A 21,215-nucleotide genomic window follows, 5' to 3' on the forward strand; every position below is an offset into this window, starting at 1 on the left:
TATCATTTATTAAAACTTGAAAGAATGCTATACTATCTATACGAATATCTAACCAGTATGGGAATCCACGTTCCAGGATTGGGATTGTTGAAATACATCTCTTTCCGCGCAGGAATGGCGGTACTTTTCTCATTAACGATTGCTCTTGTATACGGAAAAAGGATCATCAACTATCTGAGAGCAAAACAAATGGGAGAATTGGTTCGTGATCTTGGACTAGACGGACAAAAACAAAAAGAAGGAACTCCAACAATGGGAGGTCTTATCATCATTTTGGCAACATTGATTCCGGTATTGCTATTTACCAGAATTACAAATGTTTATATCGTCCTTTTGATTGTTTCGGTAATTTGGATGGGTGCAATTGGTTTTCTAGATGATTATTTAAAGAAAATCAAGAAGAATAAAGATGGTTTAAGTGGAAAATTCAAGATTGTAGGACAGGTTGGATTAGGGCTAATTGTCGGAGTTACAATGTACTTCCACCCTGATATTACCGTTAAAAGAAAATATGCAGATGCAAAAGTAGTGAACAGAAATAATGTTGAGCAAAACTTTATGCCAACAGAAAAAATCACTGTTTCGACTGTTCCGTTTACAAAAAATAATGAATTTGATTACAGCGGAATGCTGTTCTGGATGAATGATAAAGATGCTCACGAATGGGCATGGGTTGTATTCATTCCGATTGTTATTTTCATTGTGACAGCGGTTTCCAACGGAGCCAACATCACCGACGGAATTGATGGTCTTGCCGCCGGAACAAGTACAGTTATTTTACTGACTTTAGGTTTGTTCGCATACCTTTCCGGAAACATCATTTTCGCTGATTATCTGAACATTATGTTCCTCCCCAACATGGGTGAAACGACCATTTTTGTGGTCGCAATGGTAGGAGCCGTTATCGGATTTTTCTGGTATAATACTTATCCTGCTCAGGTTTTTATGGGAGATACCGGAAGTTTGATGTTGGGAGGAGTAATTGCCGTTTTAGCAATTATTTTAAGAAAAGAATTAATGATTCCTGTGCTATGTGGGATTTTCTTAATTGAAAATATCTCTGTAATGCTCCAGGTCATCGTATTTAAATATAGAAAAAGAAAATTCGGGTTGGAATATGCCCAAAATAATAGATTATTCAGAATGTCCCCTTTACATCACCATTATCAGAAGGGAGGCTTTCATGAGAGTAAAATCGTTAACAGAATGATAATCATCGGAGTAGTGCTGGCAATTGTATGCTTGATTACTTTGAAGATGAGATAAAACCAGCAGTAAGCAATAAGCACCAGTTTAGAGCTTACAGCATAAAGCAAATAATATGAAAATAGTTGTTTTAGGAGGAGGAGAAAGCGGTTGTGGAGCTGCGTATTTGGCTAAAAAGAAAGGAATGGAAGTTTTTCTTTCGGACAAAGGCGCTATAAAGGATAATTACAAGCAGTTCCTGATCGAAAATGGAATCGAATTTGAAGAAGGCAGTCATGATGAAGAAAGAATTTTAAATGCAGACTGGATTGTAAAAAGTCCGGGAATTCCGAAGAAGGCTGAAATGATTCAGAAAATTCATGAGAAAGGAATCAGACTTTCTTCTGAAATTGAGTTCGCTTCGGAGTTTACAGATGCAAAAATCATCGCAATCACGGGTAGCAACGGAAAAACAACAACTACCTCTTTGATCTATTATATCCTGAAGAATGACGGATTGAATGTAGGTTTAGGCGGAAATATCGGGTACAGTTTTGCAAAACAGGTTGCCGATGAAAACTTTGAGTATTATGTTCTGGAAGTTAGCTCTTTCCAATTAGATGATATTCAGAATTTTAGACCTTATATTTCTTTATTATTGAATTTGTCGCAGGATCATTTGGATCAATACAATTACAATTATGAAGAATATGCATTAGCAAAATTCAGAATAGCTGAAAATCAGGAGAATGACAATTTCTTCATCTACAATAAAGATGATGAAATGAGTAAAAACATTCTCGAAAAATTAGAGATTAAAGCGAAAATGATTCCTTTCTCAACAAAAGAAAAATTGTCCGAAGGGGGTTTCATTAATGATGATAAAATTGAGGTAAAACTAAAGGATGCTTTCTCAATGAAAATTGATGAATTATCATTGTTGGGAACTCATAATGTTGCGAACAGCTTAGCTGCTTCAATTGCCGGTAAAATACTGCAAATCAATAATGAAAGCATCAGAAATTCATTAATGACTTTTCAGGCAGTTGAACATAGATTGGAGCTTGTAACTGAAATTGATGGCGTAAAATACATCAACGACAGCAAAGCAACCAACGTAAATGCAACGTATTACGCGTTAGAAAGCATGAAAACTCCGACTGTTTGGATTGTTGGAGGTTTAGATAAAGGAAATGACTATACCGAAATTGAAGATTTAGTCAAGAAAAAAGTAAAGGCGATAGTATGCTTAGGAATTGATAATGAAAAAATTATCAACTTCTTTAAAGACAAAAAAGAGTTTATTTACGACACTTCAAGTATGGAAAAAGCGGTTGAGATTTCAAAGTCTTTAGCTAAAAAGGGTGATACAGTCTTACTTTCTCCTTGTTGCGCAAGTTTTGATTTATTCAAAAGCTACGAAGACAGAGGACGTCAGTTTAAAGAGCAAGTGTTAAAAAATTAATAGTTAACAATGAATAATTAAAAGTGAAATTGCATTTTTCATGATTAATTTTTCATGATTCATTAAATAACATGAACGAACAAGACACAGAAAACAGATTTGAATTTCTAAAGGGCGATAAGGTGCTTTGGATGGTCATTCTTGTGATCTCCATTTTCTCGATTTTCCCTGTATATTCTGCAAGTTCGAATCTGGAATATATCGTAAATAACGGAACTACAACTGGTCACGTTATCAAGCATATGTTCTTCGTAGTCTTAGGTTTGGGGATCATGAGAGTTGTGGGAATGGTGAAATACGAATACATCGGAAAGCTCAGCAGCATTTTGCTTGGCTTGATGGTTATTTTATTAATTGTGACCATGTTTACCGGACAGACAATCGACGGAGCAAGTGCTTCACGATGGTTGAAAATTCCAGGAACACCAATTTCATTCCAGCCGTCTTCATTTGCTTTTTTAATGTTGATTATTTATTTGTGTCGATATTTAACCAAGAAAATCACCAGAGAGAGGCTTCCTATTGAGAATATTATGTACATTTTCGGACCTATTTTATTGGTTTTTGTTTTAGTTGCAAAAGATAACGGTTCTACAGCATTAATGATCTTGATGGTTTCCGTTATTGTTCTGGTTATTGGACAGTTACATTGGAAATATATTGCAGGATTTATTTCTGCATCATTTATTGCGATCGTTTTATTTTTATTAATTGCTTTAAATACCAATATGATCGGCGGAAACCGTGTTCACACATGGATGAGCCGTATCGAAACCTTTACATCAAGCAAAGCGAAGACAGCCGACGTAGATGACGAAAGCATAAAAGCCAAAAATTATCAGGTAATGATGGCAAAAGCAGCAATCGTTCACGGCGGGGTCACGGGAATGGGACCAGGAAAAAGTGCATTAAAACAGATGCTTCCGCAGTCCGCCTCCGACTTTATTTTTGCGGTAATTGTTGAGGAATACGGAGTAATTGGTGCTGTTTTTCTGGTAAGTTTATATTTAATTATGATAATTCGTATCGTAATGATAGCCAGCAAGATGCCCGCATTTTTCGGGTCTTTGCTCGTTCTCAGTCTCGGTGTGATGATTTTCATACAACTCTCTGTAAATATTGCAGTTGCAGTTAATTTAATCCCTGTTACAGGGCAACCGCTGCCATTGATAAGTTATGGAGGAACTTCAATGCTGGTAACATATTTGCAGTTAGGAATTATCTTAAATATCAGCTCTAGGATTCAGATTTACGATGAAGAAGGTATGGGCAAAAAACAAAGCATTGCCGAAATAAACGACATTGCTTAATAAAAAAAACAGAAAGTCCCGAAGGGACGACTTAAATAAGGGTAGGATGAAATCCTATCAGAAAATTAAAAACAATTTCGGTAACGAAAAAAATAGAATATAAAATCAATTTTAAATTGATATAAAATGAACAAAAAAATAAAAGTATTATTATCCGGCGGAGGAACAGGAGGTCACATCTTCCCTGCCATCGCTATTGCAGATGAGATCAAAAAAAGATTTCCTAATGCTGAGTTTTTGTTCATCGGAGCCAACGGAAAAATGGAAATGGAAAAAGTTCCGCATGCTGGCTACAAGATTGAAGGAATTGATATTGCCGGAATAGACAGAGGAAATATGCTGTCGAACTTAGGTTTGCCTTTTAAAATTTTAAAAAGTTTATCTAAATCCAAAAAGATCATTAAAAGTTTTGCTCCGGATTTTGCAGTAGGAACAGGTGGTTTTGCGAGCGGACCAGCTTTATATGAAGCGAGCAAATTAGGAATCCCGATTTTTATTCAGGAACAGAATGCGCATGCAGGAGTAACCAATAAAATTTTAAGTAAAAAAGCAAAAGCCGTTTTTACAGCCTATCCAAAATTGGAAGGTTTTCCGGCTGAAAAAATAAAGTTTTTGGGTAATCCGATTCGTGAGAATATTGTTTCAGGAATGCAGGAAACTTCCCGGGCAAAAGAAAAAATGGGCTTAGACAAAGACAGACTGACAATTTTATCTGTCGGAGGATCTTTAGGCTCAAGAACATTAAACAATGGTTGGAAAGATAATTTAGAAAACCTGAAAGAAAAAGGCTATCAATTGATCTGGCAAACCGGAAAGTTAGACTATAAAGAAATTGTTGATAGTTTTCAGTTGACAGTTGATGGAAGTAACCAACAACCAGCAACCAGCAACCAGATACAAATAAAGGAATTCATCAAAGACATGGAAACCGCTTATTCTGCAGCAGATGTGATTGTTTCGAGAGCGGGTGCGATTGCCATTTCAGAGTTGGCGGTAGCACAGAAGGCGGTTTTATTGATTCCTTTCCCGTTTGCAGCGGAAGATCATCAAACAAAAAATGCCATGAATCTGGTTGAAAAAAATGCGGCCAAAATGGTAAAAGACTCTGAAATGCAGGAAAAATTCTGGAATACCCTTTCAGAAATCTGCGAAAATGAAAATGTAAGAAAAGAAATGTCCGAAAATCTTAAATATTTTGCCAAGCCAAATGCTGCAAAAGAGATTGTGGACGAGATTTTTAAAGTGATAAAATAAATATAAAAGTTGTCATTCAGAACATAAACTGAAGGTTTACGAACGAAGTTCAAAAGTGAAGTGAAGAATCTATCTGCAAGGTTCAGATTCTTCGTTCCTCAGAATGACAAAATGAAAATTTTAAATTAAATAATGAACAATTTAGAAACATATCAAAATTTTTACTTCGTTGGAATCGGAGGTATCGGGATGAGTGCTTTGGCGCGTTACTTCCATGCTTCGGGCAAAAAAGTGTTGGGCTACGATAAAACCAATACCAAATTGACGACGGCTTTAATGAACGAAGGAATTGATATTGTTTTTGAAGATGTCATTGACGAAAGAATCGCTTCTCTTGAGAAAGAAAATACATTGGTAATTTATACTCCGGCGATTAAAAAACTAGGGATCTTAGATTATTTTATCGTTAATGAATTTGAAGTATTAAAACGCGCAAAAGTTTTAGGTTTAATCACCGAAAACACAGATTGTATTGCTGTTGCGGGAACTCACGGAAAAACAACAACATCTACTCTGGTTGCTCATTTATGCAAAGAAGCAGATTTACCTTTTTCATGTTTTTTAGGTGGAATTTCTGAGAACTTTAAATCGAATTTCCTGTACAATGGTTCGCAATATTCTGTGGTTGAAGCAGACGAATATGACAGAAGTTTTCTAAACCTTTCTCCGGACTGGGCAGTTGTAACTTCTACAGATGCAGATCATTTGGATATTTATGGAGATAAAAACCATATTGAAGAAGGGTTCAAGCAATTTGCAGCTTTAGTTCCCAGTGATAAACAACTTTTTGTAAGAAAAGGAATTGAAATCGGAAGGCCTCATATCACTTATGCTGTGAATGAAGTCGCTGATTATTATTCTGATAACCTGAGAATGGAGGGAGATCAAAATTATTTTGATTTTCACACTCCAACAGAAATTATCAAAGATTTCGTTTGGGATATTCCTGGAATTCATAATGTTGAAAACGCGACAGTTGCCCTTGCAATTTTAAACAAGTTAGGTGTTGATTTTGAAATCTTGAAAAAAGCAATTGCTAATTTCAAGGGAATTAAAAGAAGATATACGAAGCACAGATATGAAAACGGTAAAATTTACATCGACGATTATGCACACCACCCAACGGAAATCAATGCAGTGGTAAGCTCGATCCGAACTTTTTACCCCGAAAAGAAATTATTGGTGGCTTTCCAACCTCATCTTTTCAGCAGAACGAGAGATTTTGCAGACGGATTTGCCGAAAGCCTAACTCAGGCTGATGAATTGATTTTGCTTGATATTTATCCTGCAAGAGAGCTTCAGGAAAATTTTGAAGGAATTACTTCAAATTGGTTATTAGAGAAAGTGAATTTAGATAAAAAAGAAGTATCCACTTTAGCTGATGCTTTTAATAAAATAAAAGAAAAAGATTTTGATATTCTTCTTACAGTAGGCGCAGGAAATATTGATACGCTGTATGATCCTATTTGTGAGTGGATGAAGAAAAATTAGTTTAAATAAATTTAACCAAATAAGTATAGCGAAAAATAGGAATAATTAGAAAAACCCTCGCTACTATTGCGTTAAAAGCTACAAGTAGGAAAAGCCTAAAAACAAAATGAAAAATAAGTACAGAATATTAAAAATTGCCATCACAGTAATCATTCTTGGATTTCTGTTGAGTTTCTCTTTGAAGAAGTTCAGCGGCCAGAAGATTACGGACAATAAAATTTCTGTAAAAATGAACGAAAAAACCCCGGTTTACTTCGTTGATGAAAAAGACATCCGTGAGATTGTAAAAAAAGAAAACCCTTCCGGAAAAGTTGGAGATTTGAATATTCCTGCTTTGGAAAAGAAGATCAACTGCCTTCCTGCAGTAGACAGTGCAAATGTTTATTTAAATTTAAATGGAAAATTAAATTTAGACATCAAGCAGCGAGTTCCGGTTTTCAGATTAAACAAAGAAGGAAGAGATTTTTATGTAGATGAAAAGGGCGTTGAATTCCCAATTTCCAAAACATATTCTCACCCTTGTATGCTGGTAACAGGAAATGTGAAAAAGGATGAGTACGAAAAATTGGCTGAATTAGTTGGAAAAATCGACAAAGATGATTTCAGTAAAAAATATTTCATCGGAATTTCAAAAGACAGAAACGGCGATTACAATCTTCTGACAAGCGAAGGAAATTATAAAGTAGAATTAGGAGATTTAGATAATATTGATTTAAAAGTAAAAGGTTTTAAAGCTTTTGTTGAAAAATACCTTGTCTATCAGGATCCTCAAAAGTACAGTATGGTTTCTATTAAATATCAGAACCAGATTGTAACCACTTTAAATCCTTATTTTAAAGAAAATGACAGTATTTTAAAAGCAGGAAATAAAGAACTGGCAAAAGCCCCGACTCCTGTAATAAAAAAGACAGAGTCTAAGCCGAAAGCCGAAGCTAAAAAAGAAACCAAGAAAACCAGCTCCACTTCAACGAAACCGAAGGAAAGCACAAAACCCAAAGCCACAACAAAGCCAAAGGAAACAAAAAAAACGGAGAAATCAACGGCATCAAAACCGAAAACTAAAGCAAAAGTTGAGATAGAATAAAAAAACTTTATTATAAAATAGCTTAAAAACTATTTATCCTTATTAAAAAAGGACTGTAAAAAAACGAAAAAATCAAATCGGTATAAAAATGGAAAATCAAGAGTATTCAGTAGGTCTGGACATCGGGACAACAAAGATTGTTGCGATTGTCGGAAGGAGGAATGCACACGGGAAAATAGAAGTTCTCGGTGTTGGAAAGGCGAAAAGTCTTGGTGTTCACAAAGGGATCGTGAATAACATTTCACAGACCATTAATTCAATCAAAGCTGCTGTGTCAGAAGCACAGTCCAGCGCAGGAGTTCCAATCCGTAAAGTTACGGTGGGAATTGCAGGGAAACACATCCGTTCTCTGCAGCACTCAGATTATATTATGCGTGAACATCCGGATAAATTCATCACAGATGACGACATTGAAGCATTAAAAGATCAGGTAAAAAAGCTGGTTATGCTTCCTGGAGAAGAAATCATTCACGTTCTGCCACAGGAATACAAAGTGGATTCGGAAGGTGAAATTCAAGAGCCTGTAGGAATGCATGGCAAACGTTTGGAAGCCAATTTCCATGTTGTTGTAGGACAAATGGGAAGCATTCGAAACATTGCAAGATGTGTAAGAGAAGCAGGTCTGGAAATGGAAGCACTTACTCTCGAGCCTTTGGCATCGTCTGAAGCGGTACTTACAAAAGAAGAAAAAGAAGCCGGAGTTGCTATTGTCGACATTGGGGGTGGTACTACAGATATCGCGATCTTTAAAGACAATATCATCCGTCATACATGTGTAATCCCTTATGGAGGAGGAATTATTACGGAAGACATCAAAGAAGGCTGTTCAATTATAGAAAAACATGCGGAACAACTGAAGGTAAAATTCGGTTCTGCTGTTCCTGAACTTGAAAAAGACAGTACATACGTTACCATTCCGGGACTTCATGGAAGACCGGATAAAGAGATTTCTTTAAAAACTTTAGCACAGATCATCAATGCAAGAGTTGAGGAAATTTTGGAAATGGTAAATACAGAATTAAAGGCTTACGGAGCTTTCGAACAAAAGAAAAAGCTGATTGCCGGAATTGTTTTAACGGGTGGTGGTTCAAATTTGAAACATCTTCGTCAACTGGCAAATTATACAACAGGTTTCGATAGTAGAATTGGTTTTGCAAACGAATACATTGCGAACGATAAAAATCAGTATCTTAAAGGACCGGAATTTGCGACTTCTATTGGGTTATTAATGGAAAGTTTAAAAATCAGGGATAAAAAACTGACTATTGTTGAGGAAGAAGAAATCGTTCAGGAAAAAGCTCAAACAGAAGCTGTGACAGCAAAAAATCCTGTTGAAGCAGCTCAACCGATTCAGCCGCAAACCGTTGCTCCTATTTTGGAACAACATCCTGCACAGGAACAGCAAGAAAGTAAGAAAGCGGCGAGACTTACATTTGGACAGTCGCTGATGGAAAAAGTAAAAAAATTCTTTGAAGAAGTAGAATAAATTATAAATGAGCAATGATAATATGGATGATGTTTAAATTATCATTAATCGATTATTAATTATTAAAAGAACTAATTATGGAAAATATAGGTACACAAGGATTTTCATTTGATTTGCCAAAAGGAAATTCATCGATCATTAAAGTAATCGGTGTAGGAGGCGGTGGAAACAACGCCCTGAAACACATGTACGAAAAAGGGATTCACGGAGTAGACTTCGTTATTTGTAATACAGACGCTCAAACTTTAGATAATAACCCGGTTGCCAACAAAGTACAGTTGGGAACTACCATCACAGAAGGTCTAGGCGCTGGTGCAGATCCTGAAGTTGGTGAAAAATCTGCAATCGAAAGCATAGAAGACATCAAAGCTGCGATGGGACAAAACACCAAAATGGTTTTCATCACTGCCGGAATGGGCGGTGGAACAGGAACCGGTGCCGCTCCTGTTATTGCTAAAGTTGCCAAAGATATGGGAATCTTAACGGTTGGGATCGTTACAGTTCCTTTCAGTTTTGAAGGTAAAAGAAGATTGGAACAAGCCGAAAACGGACTTGATAAGCTAAGAAATAATGTTGATTCATTAATTGTAATCAATAACGATAAATTAAGACAGCAATTCGGAAACCTTGGATTCAAGCAGGGATTCTCAAAAGCCGATGAAGTTTTAACCAACGCTGCCAAAGGAATGGCAGAAGTTATTACAGGTTACTTTGATGTAAACATTGACTTTAGAGATGCTAAATCTGTACTTCAAAATTCAGGAACGGCATTGATGTCCACAGGTGTTGCTTCAGGTGAAAATAAGGCCGAAGAAGCAGTAAGAAAGGCATTAGATTCTCCGTTATTAAACGACAACAAAATTACGGGTGCTAAAAACGTTCTATTGCTGATCAGAAGCGGTGCGGAAGAAGTTACAATGGACGAAATAGGTATCATCATGGATCATATCCAGAAAGAAGCTGGAAACACAGCAGATATCATTTTCGGGGTTGGTGCAGATGAGGAATTAGGAGATTCTGTAAGCGTTCTTGTAATCGCTACTGGCTTTTCAAATGACAACAAAAAGTTTTCTGGACCGACAGAGAAAATCAAAATTAGCTTAAATGATAGTTTTGATTCTCCAAAAGAATCGCCGTTTAAAACAAGAGAAGAAAGAGGAGCAAACACAGAGATCACTCATGATTTTGGGGGTAAAAATCTTTTCAGATTAGATGATGAAGATGATGCTCCACTATTCAGTTCTTCATCTCCTGAAAAAAAAATGACTATTGAAGAAGAACCCGTAAGAACGGAAATCAACTTCTTTGATAAAGAGGAAGATACGTTGGATAACCCTACTCAGAGCTGGAGAAACAACGAAGAAGAGCAAGAAGAATCTTTCAGCTTATTCTCTGTTGATGATGAAAATGAAGATCCGAATGATTTGGAAATCGAATCTTTCAAGTTTGATTTTGATAATAAAAAAGAAGAGCCGCAAACGAACAATACTTTCAGCAATTCTTACTCTCAAGAAAAGCCTGTTGAGTTCAGTTTCTTCGTAAATGAGCCTATCAAAAACGAACCGAAATCTGATTTTGGACAGCCAAAAGCTGAATTATCCGTTGCGGCCGAAGTAAATCAATTGACAGAAGAACCGCTTCAAAAAGTAGAGCATTTCTTTCAAACATTGAAGGAAGAACCAATTGTTGAAACAAAATCTGAAATTATTGAAACTCCAAAACCTGCTGAAGAAGAATTCACGTTTGTGAATAAAACGGTAGATCAGGAAAGAGTAATTGAAAGAAGAAATAAATTAAAAGAATTCAATTCACGCTATCAAAGCTTTGACAGCACAAGCGAATTCGAATCTGTTCCTGCATTCAAGAGAAAGAATATCTCTATTGAAGGGACCAATGCTTCAGATCAAAATATCAACACCTATTTGTCTGATAATAATGGAAACATGCAAATCAGAGAAAATAGATTTTTAAATAAAGACGTAGACTAATAATTTAACAATGTATCAATCTAATAATGTAACAATTTTGTGCATTTCTAATGACTGGTACATTGATAAACTTTTTACATTGGTAAATTAATTAAAATGAGTTTAGAAAATACAATAAACGAAGCTATAAAAACAGCAATGAGAGCAAAAGACAAAGTTGCTTTAGATTCTCTTCGTGCTGTAAAATCTCAAATACAATTATTAAAAACAGAATCTTTGGGGGCGGAAGTCTCTCCAGAACAAGAAATTGCTATTCTTCAGAGAATGGTAAAACAACGTAAAGATTCTTACGATCAGTTTTCTGCACAGGGAAGAAATGACTTGGCAGAAGTGGAGGAAGCTCAGATGAAAGTTATCGAGCAATTCTTACCAAAGCAGCTTTCGGCAGAAGAATTGGAAGTTGAAATAAAAAAAATTATCGCTGAAACAGGCGCTGAATCTGCCAAAGATTTAGGAAAGGTAATGGGAGCATCATCCAAATCTTTAGCTGGAAAATCGGATGGAAAAAGCATTTCCGAGATGGCGAAAAAGCTGCTTTCTTAGTTGTTGGTTGATTGTTACTTGTTGATAGGATTTACCAAGACCATCAACTAATAACCCAAAACCATCAACAATTCCACACGGATATTCAACCTTTGCATATCGATTTGATTAAAGAAACCCGAGACTTTTCAGTTTCGGGTTTCATTTCTATGATACATTCAATTCATCCTTAATGGGAATTCAGGCTGAACCGAATAAACTGTTTTGATTGAGGGAAATGGATAAAAGTTTTTTCATGGTCAATTGTTTTCAGAATCATTCCAAAATTAATAATTATTTTTGAACATTAACGAATTTAATTCATAAAAATCAGAATATTCTTAAACTATTAATATTCAATTCATTTTGTTTACCAAAAGCAGTGATAGTTTTTATATATTGATGAAAAGTAAAGAAATGCTTAAATTTGTACTTTATTAAATTAAAAAACAAAAATATGTATCCACAAGATTTAGTACTGCCTATGAAGGCTGAACTTACAGATAAAGGTTTTGAAGACTTGACAACTCCAACTCAAGTTGAAGAGGCATTAAAACAATCAGGAACTACTCTATTGGTCATCAACTCTGTATGCGGATGTGCTGCAGGAGCTGCAAGACCAGGAGTTGTATACTCTTTAACAGGAGATAAAAAACCTGATCATTTAACGACTGTTTTCGCCGGTTTCGATACAGAAGCTGTTGTTGAAGCCAGAAAACATTTAGCTCCATTCCCTCCAAGCTCACCATGTGTAGCTCTTTTTAAAGACGGAGAATTGGTTCACATGCTAGAAAGACACCACATTGAAGGAAATCCTGCAGGAGCAATCGCTGCAAACCTTCAGGCTGCTTACGACGAGTACTGCTAAGAACAATCAATTGAAATATAGAACCGTTACATTTTTGTAGCGGTTTTTTGTTTTTTATTTGAAGCTATTCCCGCTCTCCGCACTCGCTATTTTTTTGGTTTTTGCGCGGAAGCGAAGCTTCCGCGCAAAAACCAAAAAAATGAGCTCAAACAAATGCTGCGATCGGGGCTAGAATGTAGACATCCATATAAAAACTTGAAAAATATCCAGAATGTTTGTCATCTTGAAAGGATCCAAGCATAGTATTAGAAAAGAAAAGATTCATGTTTAGATGCTTACAGCATGACAATATTCCGCACAAACATTTTAAAGAACAAATTAATTCAGATTAAAATACACGAAAAAAGATTTTTAATTCTTATTTAACACAATAAAAAATTCTCTGAAAATCCAATTATTATTATATTTGTTGAAATGGCAACGAAAGCACTTTTCAACACTGTGGTCAATTGGTTTATCCGTCAGAGGATAGATCAGATTCAGAATTTCATGGATCATCCTATTGAAACACAGAAGGGTATCTTATTTTCCCAGTTATTTCATGCCGAAGATACCGAGTACGGCAGGAAGCATGGGTTCAATTCTATTTCGAGTTATCAGGACTTTAAAAACAAGGTTCCTATCGTTACCTACGAAGAAATGGAGCCTTACATCGAAAAAGCGAGACAAGGGCAAAAAGATATAAGCTGGCCGGGTTACATCAAACATTTTGCTAAATCTTCCGGAACAACCAATGCGAAAAGCAAATTCATCCCTATTTCTGCTGAGAGTCTAGAATACTGTCATATGAAAGCAGGAAAAGATATGGTTTCCATTTACGCCAATAATCATCCTGAAAACCAGCTTTTTAATTATAAAAACTTGCGTTTGGGCGGAAGTTCCGAATTATATGCTGATTTTAATACAAAATTCGGCGATTTATCGGCTATTTTAATTGATAATCTCCCGTTTTGGGTAGAAATTACGACAACTCCAAGCAAAAAAGTTTCTTTGATGGGAGAATGGGAAAGTAAGCTGAAAGCCATTACTCTTGAAGTCAAAAACCAAGATATTGGAAGTATTTTGGGTGTTCCAAGCTGGATGATGGTTCTTTTACAAAGAGTTTTGCAGGAAACGGATGTTAAAAATATTTCCGAACTGTGGCCAAATCTGGAAGTTTTCTTCCATGGAGGAATCAGTTTTAAACCTTATAGAGAACAATTCAAACAGATTATTGGAAAAAATATTAACTATTACGAAATCTACAACGCTTCTGAAGGCTTTTTCGGAATTCAGGATAGATCGAATAGTGATGAAATGTTGTTAATGCTTGATTACGGTATTTTCTATGAATTTATTCCAATGGATCAGTTCCATTTTTCAAATCCGAAAGTCGTAAGTCTTGAAGATGTGGAAATCGGGAAAAACTACGCAATGGTTATCACCACCAACGGCGGATTATGGAGATACCTGATTGGAGATACAGTTGTTTTTACTTCAACCAATCCTTTTAGAATAAAAATTACGGGACGAACAAAACATTATATTAATGCTTTTGGAGAAGAATTGATGATTACCAACGTAGAATCTGCCTTAACGAAAGCTTGTGAAGAAACCAACTCATCCATCTCCGACTTCACAGGAGCACCTGTTTTCATGAAAGAAAATGAAGGTGGTGCTCATGAATGGATTTTCGAATTCTGCGAAAAACCGAGCGATTTAGAGCGTTTTATTGATGTTTTTGATAGCCATTTAAAATCAATCAATTCAGATTACGAAGCGAAAAGGTATAATAATATTACTTTAAAGAGACCAATTGTACACATCGCAAAGCCCAACCTTTTCTATTGCTGGCTTGAATCTAAAGGAAAACTAGGCGGACAAAATAAAGTTCCGAGATTAAGTAATGACCGTGAGTATATCGATCCTTTGCTGGAATTGAATAATAAATAAAAACCGCAGTACATTCTGCGGTTTCTTTTTTTATTTGCTTAAATCTTCTTTTAACTTTTTAGCAGCGTCTTCAACTTTCGAAGCCCCTTTTGCGGCAGCATCTTTAGCATCTTTCCCCACTTTGTTAGCTTCTGCTTTAATATCCTGCCCAGCTTTATGAAGATCTGCCTTAGTTTTATCTGCAGTGGCATCGATCTTATCTTTGGCTTTTTGCGCAGCCTCGTCTATCTTATTTCCAGCTTCATCCACTTTAGCGTTCACATCTTCTTTTGTTTTATTGATTTTTGCGCTGTCAACACCCATTCCGGTTTCTGAAACCGTTGTTGTTGTCGTTGTAACCGATCCGTCCGGATTTTGAACTTCCTCTGTTTTTGTTGTAGATTTTGTGCATGATACAACCAATACGGCGATCATTAATCCTGATAAAATGCTTTTTTTCATACGAGTTGATATTTTGTTTTTAAACGTAATTTGATAATAAATATTATTCGGTTTTGAATTCCGCTGCAGTCGTAGTTTCAGGAGCTTTTTGCTTCTTCTCATCTTCTGTTTTTTTCTTTTCCTCGTCTGCTTTCTTTTTGTTTTCCTTTTCCAGTTCTTCTTTCAGCTTTTTCTCTTCCGCCTGCAATCTTAAAGCCTCTTTCACAGAATCCTGATATTGCTGCGAAGACATTCTGATTTGTCGAACAATGTCTACAGAAGTCGCTCCGTTGGAAAAAGAATCGATTGCTGTTGTATCATAACTGGCTTTTGGACTGTCAGTTGGATAAAAATCAGCCGGTTCTTTTTTAGAACAGGAAAGCGTTAAAACCGAAAAGATGAAGGCTACAAAAAGTAAATTTTTCATGGAACTAATTTAGCAGAAATTCTGCAATTACAGGATAATGATCCGATAATTGTACAGAATTATCCACTTTATAGCTTAAAGGAATAATTGATTTTGAACTGAAAATATAATCAATCCTCAAAGGAACTTTATAATCGTGAAAGCTTGAAGAACTACCGTTTCCTGCCGTTAGGAATGCGTCCTGAAGATCTTTCCCTAAATTATAATATTCGTAAGAATTGGGAACCGAATTAAAATCACCTGCCAAAATCACAGGATATGGTGAAAGATCTACTGCTTTTCTAATCTTTTTAATCTGATCTTCATGTGCTTTAAAAGTCGGAAGCATATGAGATAAAAGTGTATTTATTTTTCCACCCTCTTTTCCAAATCCATCGAATTTCAACATGGACTTATGCAATCTGAAAGGTTCTAAATAAACATTTACAACACGGATAATTTTTCCATTGATATCAATATCCGCATAGAAAGAATTTCCTCTGGATTTATCGGTGATTAATTCTTCCTGTCTTACAATTTTATGCTTTGTTTTCAAAATCACAGAGGGATATTTCACAAGATCCTGTCTAAGAGCACGATTCGTATCTTTTTCCTGAACCAAAATAATATCTGCATTTTGGTCAGTAATATATTTTTTTACCTTATCCCAACCAAAATCTCCATATTTAACATTGAAGGTAAGCACTTTAATGTCTCTGATTGATTTCGCATTTTCTGTTTTAGGAGAAAAATTTACCCATCTACGGATTGGATTGTAAAAAAGCAATGTGCTTAAAAGGAACGCAACTGCAATTTTTTTCCGCATGATAATCCAAATTATCGTCAATATGAAATGAGTAACAATTAAATATGGAAATCCTAGAGAAAGTAGATTGAGATTACTTATGAAATTAGGAGGTACCCAAGCATTTACCAATGTGCACATCAGTAATATTATAATGGTAGTATGAGCAAAAAGTAGTAATTGTCGCAGCTTCATAAAACAGTCTCAGGGTACTTTAATTTTTAAGCAAAAACTCTACCAATATAAACTATTTTAACTAACTTTATGATTTATTACCTTAATTTAAAGGTAGCTACTACAGGATAATGATCTGAAATTTTCACAGAACGGTCTACTTTATAAGTAATCGGCTGTATAGATTTTGACGTAAAAATATAATCTATTCTTATAGGAAATTTATAATCGTGAAAGCTTGTTGCACTTCCGTTTCCTACCTTTATAAAAGCATCTTGTAATCCTTCTCCTAAATGATAATATTCATATGAATTGGGAACTGAATTGAAATCCCCCGCTAAAATGACAGGATAAGGAGAATTTTCAATTGCTTTTCTTAAAACATTAATCTGCTCCTGATGTTCTTTAAACGTGGGAATTAGTCTTTTTATAATATTTTTAAGCTTTTGCTCTTTTTCTTCTTTACTTCCATCAAGCTTTACCATATTTTTATCAAATTTAAAGGGATGCAGATAAACGTTGATTAGCCTATACAACTTCCCCTTTATTTCAAGGTCGGTCTGAGTTCCGTAAGCATTTACATCAACGTACTGAGAGTCAATTAATTTATCACCTGAAATTTTATGTTTAGTAAAAATTGTAAGAATAGCTTTTGCATTACTTTTATTGTATTTATTAAATTCAAAACCACTTCCTCTGTCTTCTTGTAAAAAAATAATATCCGCATTTTGAGATTTGAGATATTGCTGTATCTTTTCCCTACCCTCTAAAATACCTCCTTTGGTGTTAAATGTAACAATTTTCAAATCAGCTGCTTCCTTTTTCTCAGAAGAAAAGTTCACCCATCTTACCGTTGCATTGAAGAACAATAAACCAGCAAAAAGAAACACAAAAGCTCTCTTTTTCCAGCTGATAATCCAGAAAATTGTTAGCAGAAGATATCCGGTTATTAAAAAAGGAAAACCTAATGAAAGCAAATTGAGCCAGGGAAATATTTTCGGTGGGATATAAGCATTCATCAGCATTCCCGATAAAAGAAGAAATATTCCTACGTGGAGAATTAAAAGTATGAGACGAACGATTTTCACAAGATTTTAATTGAATCTGTATAAATGCTTTTTCCAGCTTCTTGCCAACAACCAACCGACTAAAGCTCCTCCAACGTGAGCTAGGTGGGCGATTCCTCCTCCATTTCCGGAAATACCTAAGTAAATGGATCCTACAATGACAATTGGTAAAACATATTTAACTTTCATTGGAATTGGAATAAACATGATTCCAATTTTTGCATCAGGATAAAGTGTTGCAAAGGCAGCTATAACGCCAAAAATTGCTCCTGAAGCTCCAACCATGGGCGTTCCCATAATATCGTTCAAACTTCCAACTAAGTTTTTTTGTTGAAGAATCACTTCCGAAGTTCCTGAATATCCGACATTTGCTCCAGATAGATAAGCATTAACATTAAATCCTAATTGCTGTAATTCATTCGAAATTTGTTGAACTTCGATAAAATTCCACAAATTAAATAAGAAAAAGGCTCCCAAACCGCTTACAAAATAAAGAATCAGGTATTTTTTTTGACCTAAACTCTGCTCCAAAACAGGTCCGAAACTGAACAAAGTAAACATGTTAAACAAAATATGCATTATGCTTCCATGCATAAACATATGCGTAATTACCTGCCACGATTTGAAGAAAGGAGAAAAAGGGTAAAAAGCAGCTAAATAACCGACAAGCTTATCCTGCAACAATAAATTTGCAATGATAAAAACTATCACATTTATAATGATAATATTTCTTGTAATCGGCGGTATATTATTAAACATCTTTAAAATTTATTCTTAAAATCATTAAACGGAACCTCATAAAAACATCTTTTTCCATTTGGTAAAAATTCCGGGAAACCTAATGCTGTAAAATCTTTAATTAACTGTTCCGCATCTTTTTTGTAAATGAAATCAAACCTGGATTTCGACTGTAGCTTATTCCATTGATTTTCATAAAAATGCATGAACTCATCCTCAGATTTATATTCCAGAATTTCAAAAAGATCTTCCAGGAATTTCATTACCTGAGTTTCCTTTAATCCCTCCGGAACTGCATCAATTCTTAAAACACTTTCATGAGCAATACTCATTTCAAATCCTAATTCCGGAAGATATTTTTTAATGGAATTGTATTTCGTTTTCTCTACTTCGTTCATGTGATACTCCAAGGAAAAAAGGAGTGCATGACTGTTTGTCGTTCCTTTTTTTACAGGTTTTGTATTTTCGGAAACCCAAAGTCTGTGCATTCTTCCCAAATCCAGCATCAGCGTTTTATCCCCTTTGTTGAACAACCAATAGCCATTCGGCAGCCTCATCAGATCCTCATCAAAATCTTCATCTTCAAATAAATTGATTTTCGAAGGCTCTGCCGTGATATTCTGATGATACATCTCTGTAAGATTCTGAATTTCAGCCTGTGCTACTTCCCGCTCTTCCAAAAACGGATTATAATCTTTATCAACGATGATTTCAGGCATTTTTAATGAAGCTCCTCCACCGCTGTTGCTTTTGCTTGGAAAAGTTTTCTGCATAATATCATCAAAATGAGGATCCCTTTCAAAATCCAGACTTGGAGAAACATTATAAATTCCTAAAGATCTTTTGATTGTTGAACGGAGCAATGCAAAAATCAAATGTTCATCTTCAAACTTAACTTCCGTTTTCTGAGGATGAATATTAACATCTATTTTCTCCGGATCAAGCTCCAAAAAAAGGAAAAACGTCGGAATATAACCCGGCAAAAGTAATCCTTCAAAAGCTTCCTGAACTGCTTTATTGAAATACGGATTTTTAAAATATCTTCCATTTACAAAAAGAAATTGCTCTCCTCTTGTTTTTTTTGCACCCTCCGGCTTTGCAACATATCCATGAAGCTTACACCAGATAATATCTTCTTTAATTGGAACCAACTGAGGCTGTAGTTTTCTACCGAAAATATCTACGACACGTTGCATCTGACTTCCTTTCCTCAGTCTGAAAACAGCATCATCATCATGAAATAAAGAAAATTCCAGATTCTCATGTGCCAATGCAACACGTTGAAACTCATCAATTACGTGCCTGAATTCGATATTATTATTTTTAAGAAACTTTCTTCTTGCCGGAACATTGTAGAACAAATTTTTAACTAAAAAATTTGATCCATCCGCCGTCTGAACCGGATCCTGAAATTGGAAAACTCCACCTTCAATGTAGATATTGGTTCCGATGGTTGCGTCTTTTTGCTTTGTCCTCAACTCAACCTGAGAAACGGCAGCGATGGAAGCCAAAGCCTCACCACGAAAGCCTTTTGTGGCGATCTTAAAAATATCTTCCGTGCCCCTGATCTTGGATGTTGCGTGTCTTTCGAATGCCATTCTCGCATCTGTTTCAGACATTCCTTTTCCGTCATCTACAACCTGGATAAGGTTTTTTCCGGCATCCCTGATAATCAGTTCGATCTTCGTAGCTCCTGCATCGATGGCATTTTCCAAAAGTTCCTTTACAATGGACGCAGGTCTCTGCACCACTTCTCCCGCCGCAATTTGGTTGGCTACATGATCCGGTAAAAGCTGAATAATATCTGACATAAAAAACGTAAATCAACTTACAAAAATAGTCATTCAATTTAAGAATTAAAATAATAAGTCCGTGAATTAAAATTTAATTATCAACATATCAACAACCTAGCCACACATCGGTTTTGAGCCAAATTGTCCTGTTGATGCCTATTTCCGCTAAAAGTACAATCCCCCAATTGTACCACACAATTAGAGGATTGATTCACAGCTAGTTTACACAAAATTAATACTGATATTTATATCTCTTAAATAGTATTGCTTTTTTAATAAAAAATAATCAAATAAAAAGCATACGTGACTTTAATGTGAATTAAATCTTTTCTTTTACGCTTTTTGTAGAATATTTTTAATCTTCAAAAATAAGTTTTCGTTTCTTTTCACGTTGCTTTCCTTTAATCTCAGGAATTCCGTGGATTTTATCATACAAATATGTCATTAGATTTGTCTTTTTATAAATCTTACTGTATCTGTATTGTGTTTTGAAGTGTCTCACATGGATTTTATAAGCATCATAACCAATTACTACCAAAAGACATAAGCTAATTACATAGAAAACCCTGAATTCCAGATGATAATAAGTTAATCCCGAAAATACCGCTCCCATAACATACGCCAACATAATGCTCATCAACAATTTAGCTCTTCCGACTAACTCACCGTTTTTCCTAAATTTTTTCTGAGTAAACATCGAAAATAAAATACCCAAATCGGTTGTTGTACCCGTAAGGTGGGTTGTTTTCACGGAAAAGTTGGATATACTTGCCGTTAAACCATTCTGCAAACCTGTTGCAAACAACATCAATGAAACCAGCCATTCTGTTTCTTCCAGTGTTTTTTTGTAAAAAAGCTGTCCGTAAACACCAACGAATAATAAACAGATGATTTCCAATACAATCGGCATCGCATGAGCGAAATATTTACTTTTCTTATTGAATGTGATAACGATAAAATTCGATACAAATCCCCCGAAGAAGAACAGGAAAATCCACATTCCCACAACGGCAACCTGCGACCAGTTCCCCTTACTGATTTCTGCCGCTAAAATGGCATAATGCCCCGTCACGTTCGACGTAAATGAGAGAAAAATTAATAGAGAAGCTATATTTATAGTACCTGCCGTAAAGGCAGTCAGCGTCCCCAGTCTGATGTTGTCTCCCAACGTTCTGCTGTTACTATAATTCCTTAACATTTTACAAATTTTTAGAGTGTGTTGTTGTG

At 35.4% G+C, this 21,215-nt stretch carries 18 protein-coding genes; 11 read left to right on the plus strand and 7 right to left on the minus strand.

Features of this window, described 5'->3' with window-relative positions; all coding sequences use genetic code 11:
* Positions 1-24 precede the first annotated feature (24 nt).
* The 11 genes from mraY to ACKX2A_RS11205 all read left to right on the plus strand — a co-directional run bounded on the left by mraY (position 25) and on the right by ACKX2A_RS11205 (position 14,585).
* Entirely contained in the window at positions 25-1,266 is a 1,242-nt protein-coding gene (mraY, locus tag ACKX2A_RS11155) for a phospho-N-acetylmuramoyl-pentapeptide-transferase (protein WP_415324626.1), read from the plus strand.
* Positions 1,267-1,321: 55 nt separating this feature from the next.
* The gene (gene murD / locus ACKX2A_RS11160) at positions 1,322-2,650 is read left to right on the plus strand and encodes a UDP-N-acetylmuramoyl-L-alanine--D-glutamate ligase (protein WP_415324628.1); all 1,329 of its coding nucleotides are present in this window, start codon (positions 1,322-1,324) and stop codon (positions 2,648-2,650) included.
* A 71-nt stretch (positions 2,651-2,721) separates the two neighbouring features.
* Positions 2,722-3,960, plus strand: a complete 1,239-nt coding sequence (locus tag ACKX2A_RS11165; RefSeq protein ID WP_415324630.1) for an FtsW/RodA/SpoVE family cell cycle protein — start codon at positions 2,722-2,724, stop codon at positions 3,958-3,960.
* 126 nt (positions 3,961-4,086) lie between these two features.
* Positions 4,087-5,214 carry an undecaprenyldiphospho-muramoylpentapeptide beta-N-acetylglucosaminyltransferase gene (gene murG, locus ACKX2A_RS11170; protein WP_415324632.1) on the plus strand — a complete coding sequence of 376 codons (1,128 nt, stop codon included), beginning with the start codon at positions 4,087-4,089 and terminating at the stop codon, positions 5,212-5,214.
* Positions 5,215-5,346: 132 nt separating this feature from the next.
* Positions 5,347-6,705, plus strand: a complete 1,359-nt coding sequence (gene murC, locus ACKX2A_RS11175; protein WP_415324634.1) for a UDP-N-acetylmuramate--L-alanine ligase — start codon at positions 5,347-5,349, stop codon at positions 6,703-6,705.
* 106 nt (positions 6,706-6,811) lie between these two features.
* Entirely contained in the window at positions 6,812-7,789 is a 978-nt protein-coding gene (locus ACKX2A_RS11180) for a cell division protein FtsQ/DivIB (RefSeq protein WP_415324636.1), read from the plus strand.
* 88 nt (positions 7,790-7,877) lie between these two features.
* On the plus strand, positions 7,878-9,275 hold the full coding sequence (gene ftsA, locus ACKX2A_RS11185; protein ID WP_415324638.1) for a cell division protein FtsA: 1,398 nt from the start codon (positions 7,878-7,880) through the stop codon (positions 9,273-9,275).
* Between the two features lie 77 nt (positions 9,276-9,352).
* Positions 9,353-11,263, plus strand: coding sequence for a cell division protein FtsZ (ftsZ, locus tag ACKX2A_RS11190; RefSeq protein ID WP_415324640.1), 1,911 nt, complete (start codon positions 9,353-9,355; stop codon positions 11,261-11,263).
* Between the two features lie 96 nt (positions 11,264-11,359).
* Positions 11,360-11,806 (plus strand): GatB/YqeY domain-containing protein, encoded by a 447-nt coding sequence (locus tag ACKX2A_RS11195; protein ID WP_415324642.1) that lies wholly within the window; start codon positions 11,360-11,362, stop codon positions 11,804-11,806.
* A gap of 436 nt (positions 11,807-12,242) precedes the next feature.
* The gene (locus ACKX2A_RS11200; protein ID WP_267403742.1) at positions 12,243-12,653 is read left to right on the plus strand and encodes a BrxA/BrxB family bacilliredoxin; all 411 of its coding nucleotides are present in this window, start codon (positions 12,243-12,245) and stop codon (positions 12,651-12,653) included.
* Positions 12,654-13,067: 414 nt separating this feature from the next.
* On the plus strand, positions 13,068-14,585 hold the full coding sequence (locus ACKX2A_RS11205) for a GH3 auxin-responsive promoter family protein (RefSeq protein ID WP_415324644.1): 1,518 nt from the start codon (positions 13,068-13,070) through the stop codon (positions 14,583-14,585).
* Between the two features lie 30 nt (positions 14,586-14,615).
* Here ACKX2A_RS11205 and ACKX2A_RS11210 read toward each other — a convergent pair whose 3' ends face one another.
* The 7 genes from ACKX2A_RS11210 to ACKX2A_RS11240 form a co-directional block, all read right to left on the minus strand.
* Positions 14,616-15,026 (minus strand): hypothetical protein, encoded by a 411-nt coding sequence (locus tag ACKX2A_RS11210; protein WP_415324646.1) that lies wholly within the window; start codon positions 15,024-15,026, stop codon positions 14,616-14,618.
* A 43-nt stretch (positions 15,027-15,069) separates the two neighbouring features.
* Positions 15,070-15,432, minus strand: a complete 363-nt coding sequence (locus ACKX2A_RS11215) for a hypothetical protein (RefSeq protein WP_415324648.1) — start codon at positions 15,430-15,432, stop codon at positions 15,070-15,072.
* Positions 15,433-15,436: 4 nt separating this feature from the next.
* Positions 15,437-16,237, minus strand: coding sequence for an endonuclease/exonuclease/phosphatase family protein (locus tag ACKX2A_RS11220; RefSeq protein ID WP_415324650.1), 801 nt, complete (start codon positions 16,235-16,237; stop codon positions 15,437-15,439).
* A gap of 251 nt (positions 16,238-16,488) precedes the next feature.
* On the minus strand, positions 16,489-17,478 hold the full coding sequence (locus tag ACKX2A_RS11225; protein WP_415324652.1) for an endonuclease/exonuclease/phosphatase family protein: 990 nt from the start codon (positions 17,476-17,478) through the stop codon (positions 16,489-16,491).
* Between the two features lie 6 nt (positions 17,479-17,484).
* On the minus strand, positions 17,485-18,216 hold the full coding sequence (locus tag ACKX2A_RS11230; RefSeq protein ID WP_415324654.1) for a rhomboid family intramembrane serine protease: 732 nt from the start codon (positions 18,214-18,216) through the stop codon (positions 17,485-17,487).
* A gap of 2 nt (positions 18,217-18,218) precedes the next feature.
* Positions 18,219-20,006 carry a DNA mismatch repair endonuclease MutL gene (mutL, locus tag ACKX2A_RS11235; protein ID WP_415324656.1) on the minus strand — a complete coding sequence of 596 codons (1,788 nt, stop codon included), beginning with the start codon at positions 20,004-20,006 and terminating at the stop codon, positions 18,219-18,221.
* A gap of 337 nt (positions 20,007-20,343) precedes the next feature.
* The gene (locus ACKX2A_RS11240) at positions 20,344-21,186 is read right to left on the minus strand and encodes a YoaK family protein (protein ID WP_415324658.1); all 843 of its coding nucleotides are present in this window, start codon (positions 21,184-21,186) and stop codon (positions 20,344-20,346) included.
* Positions 21,187-21,215: the final 29 nt, after the last annotated feature.

The organism is Chryseobacterium sp. MMS23-Vi53, from assembly GCF_047651245.1.
GTDB lineage: Bacteria > Bacteroidota > Bacteroidia > Flavobacteriales > Weeksellaceae > Chryseobacterium.